The following is a 2,640-nucleotide window of genomic DNA, read 5'->3' on the forward strand; positions in this document are numbered from 1 at the left end:
ATAAAGAGTATTGACAAAAATAAAAGAGCGTAGACTTTGTCTACGCTCTGAAATAAGGCTTAATTTAAGCCTTATTTTTAATTATTTTGGATCACGTAATTTATAGTTTTTATATTTTGTAATAAATTAATAACGCTCTATTTTATTTCCTTCTGAATCTAAATATATAAACTCAAACTCAAATGCTGTATTTTGAATTGATTCATCATTGTAATAAATTAAAATAGGTTTGCTTTTTTTAATTTTATTTATATATACAGAAATAATCTTTTTACAAATATTTTTATACTAGTCTTCTGTAATTATTTTATCAGAATTATATTTATGAATAAATATCAATAATATTGGTGTTTATTCATAAATATAATGTGCATAATACTCACTTATTATAATAATTATTATATAGGGAATAAATAAAAAAAGGAGGTTAGTATTTAAATGGAATATACATTACTTGTAATTTCTGCGATTATAATCCCATTGATTTTTTTTACATATAGTCTCGTATCATTTAAAAAGAAATTTATTATTTGCACTATAAAAAATAATAATATAAAGGTTATTAAAGATTCTTATTATAGTTTACAGTTATTATTTTGCATAATTACTTGTGTTTTACTAGTTTTTGAAAGTGTAATTGCTATTAATAACATTCTTTTTTTTACATGTTACTATATAGCTACATTTTTATTCATAAATTATTTATTAAAATTCATTTCAATAAAAATGAATTTTATAAGTATAAATGGTGAATAATTCGTATCTCACCATATTGCTCCTCAGTTTTAAAAACATTTTAATATACAAATTTAAAAGGCTATGGTCTACTATCAACCATAGCCTTTTTCTATTTATTTAGCGCTTTTAACGCAACTATGTACTGTTGTATTTCCTCTTTTAACTGTAACGTATAAAGCATCTCCTGTTTGAATTTTTCCAGCTGTAGGTCCAACCTTCCCACTAGGAGTATATGTTCCATTATTTAGCAATCCTAGCTGAATAGATTCATCATATAAAGTTCCAGTATATTGTTTTCCACTTCTAGTAAACTTATTTTGTATTAAAAATCTTGTAAATCCTAACTTATAGTCATTAAGTCCGCTTATCTTAACTGACCAGCTTGTATTTCTTGGTGTCCAGTTATAACTACAGCTTATAGATCTTGAGCTATTCTCTGTACTTATAGCTTGAACTTCTTCTCCAGCTTTTATCTTATCTATATTTTCATCTGTAACTTCAAGTTTATAAGTTTCTTCACAATCGTCTTTTGCACCTTCCCCAAATGCCTCGTACTCTTCAGCCGTAACAGGTGTTTCTAATACTTCATTTCCTTCAATATTAGTAACAATTTCCTTATCAGTCTCTATTTCTTTAGCATAATTTGTAACAGGTACAGCCATTGATAGAGAAGGTCCTAATAGCCCTAAAGCCATAATTCTTTTATTCATATTAAATCCCCCTATTATCTTTCGTGTTTTCTTTCAGTCTTATTATACATTAAATTATAATCTCTCTTGATTCATCAAATAATGACACATGTAAATTTTCTTTTTTTTGAAAATCAATAACTAACTTTAGAATATCTATATTTATTTTTTAAATATAGATACAAAAACCTTATTATCATAAGATTTTGCATCAAATTCTTTCTCAAGTTTAAAATCATTTAAATTATGTACATATACCTTTTTACCATCAGATAAAATAAATTTATTATCTGCTATTATACTTGAAAGGATGTTTCCCTCAACATTAAAAGATTTTATTTCTCCAGTTTTTATATCTAATTTAGCAACATTATTACAAATTTCTTCTCTGTGTACATCAGACTCTACAATATAAATATCATCATTATTTATATGAATTTTTGATAAATTCTTAAATGGTAAGTTGAACTCTTTTATAGATCCATCTTTCAAACTAATCCTTCTAACCTTATTTGTTTTGTTATCTAAACCATCATTAGTGACTAGAATGTATATGTAATTACTTATTTTTGCCATATCACAAGTAAAACTTATATCTTCAACAACTATTTTATTTAGAACTTTAAAACTAGACTTATCAATTGTATATAAATTTCCACTTGTTGATTTTCCTGAGTCATTGTGATTTATACTTAAAATATAAAGTTGATTTCCATCTTCAATCATATTGATGCCTTGACCCTCTAATTCATTTGTACCTATTACTTTATTTTTTTCTATGTCGGTCTTAATTATTTGAGAATTATTTAATGAAGAAATCCCACTAAAAGTGTATTTCCCATCGGAAGAAAAAAATGTTGGAGTAACTCCTGTACTTTTAATTTTGCTTACAGATAATTTATCTTTATCCATCTCTACAACAAAATCTTGTTGATTACTTCCAGCTAATGGAGCAGCATAATATAGTTTATCTTTTACTTCTATTCCGTTTTTCATAAAACTTCCAAATGTTATCCCTGATACGTTTAAATTTTTTCCCCTAAATTTTCACCTTGTTTGTCATAAAGAGATACAACTGAACCGCTATTTGAAGTATATAATAAGCCATATTCATAGTCTTCAATATAACTTTTATTCCTTGAACAGCCTATTAAAAAAGCACAACTTATAATTATGATTAAAAAAATTTTCTGTTTAGATAACTTCATTCTAT

3 protein-coding genes are annotated in these 2,640 nt (G+C 25.3%); all 3 read right to left on the reverse strand.

Going from position 1 to position 2,640, the window contains the following annotated elements:
• Positions 1–851 precede the first annotated feature (851 nt).
• Positions 852–1,448 carry a hypothetical protein gene (locus Q5F54_RS12820; protein ID WP_302334560.1) on the reverse strand — a complete coding sequence of 199 codons (597 nt, stop codon included), beginning with the start codon at positions 1,446–1,448 and terminating at the stop codon, positions 852–854.
• Between the two features lie 141 nt (positions 1,449–1,589).
• Positions 1,590–2,423: a hypothetical protein gene (locus tag Q5F54_RS12825; RefSeq protein WP_281537241.1), complete on the reverse strand. Its 834-nt coding sequence runs from the start codon at positions 2,421–2,423 to the stop codon at positions 1,590–1,592.
• Between the two features lie 29 nt (positions 2,424–2,452).
• Positions 2,453–2,640: hypothetical protein (locus tag Q5F54_RS12830; protein ID WP_302334561.1), on the reverse strand; the 188-nt coding region annotated here is incomplete at its 5' end.

Origin of the sequence: uncultured Romboutsia sp. (assembly GCF_958366745.1) — a bacterium.
Taxonomy (GTDB): Bacteria; Bacillota; Clostridia; order Peptostreptococcales; family Peptostreptococcaceae; genus Romboutsia; species Romboutsia timonensis.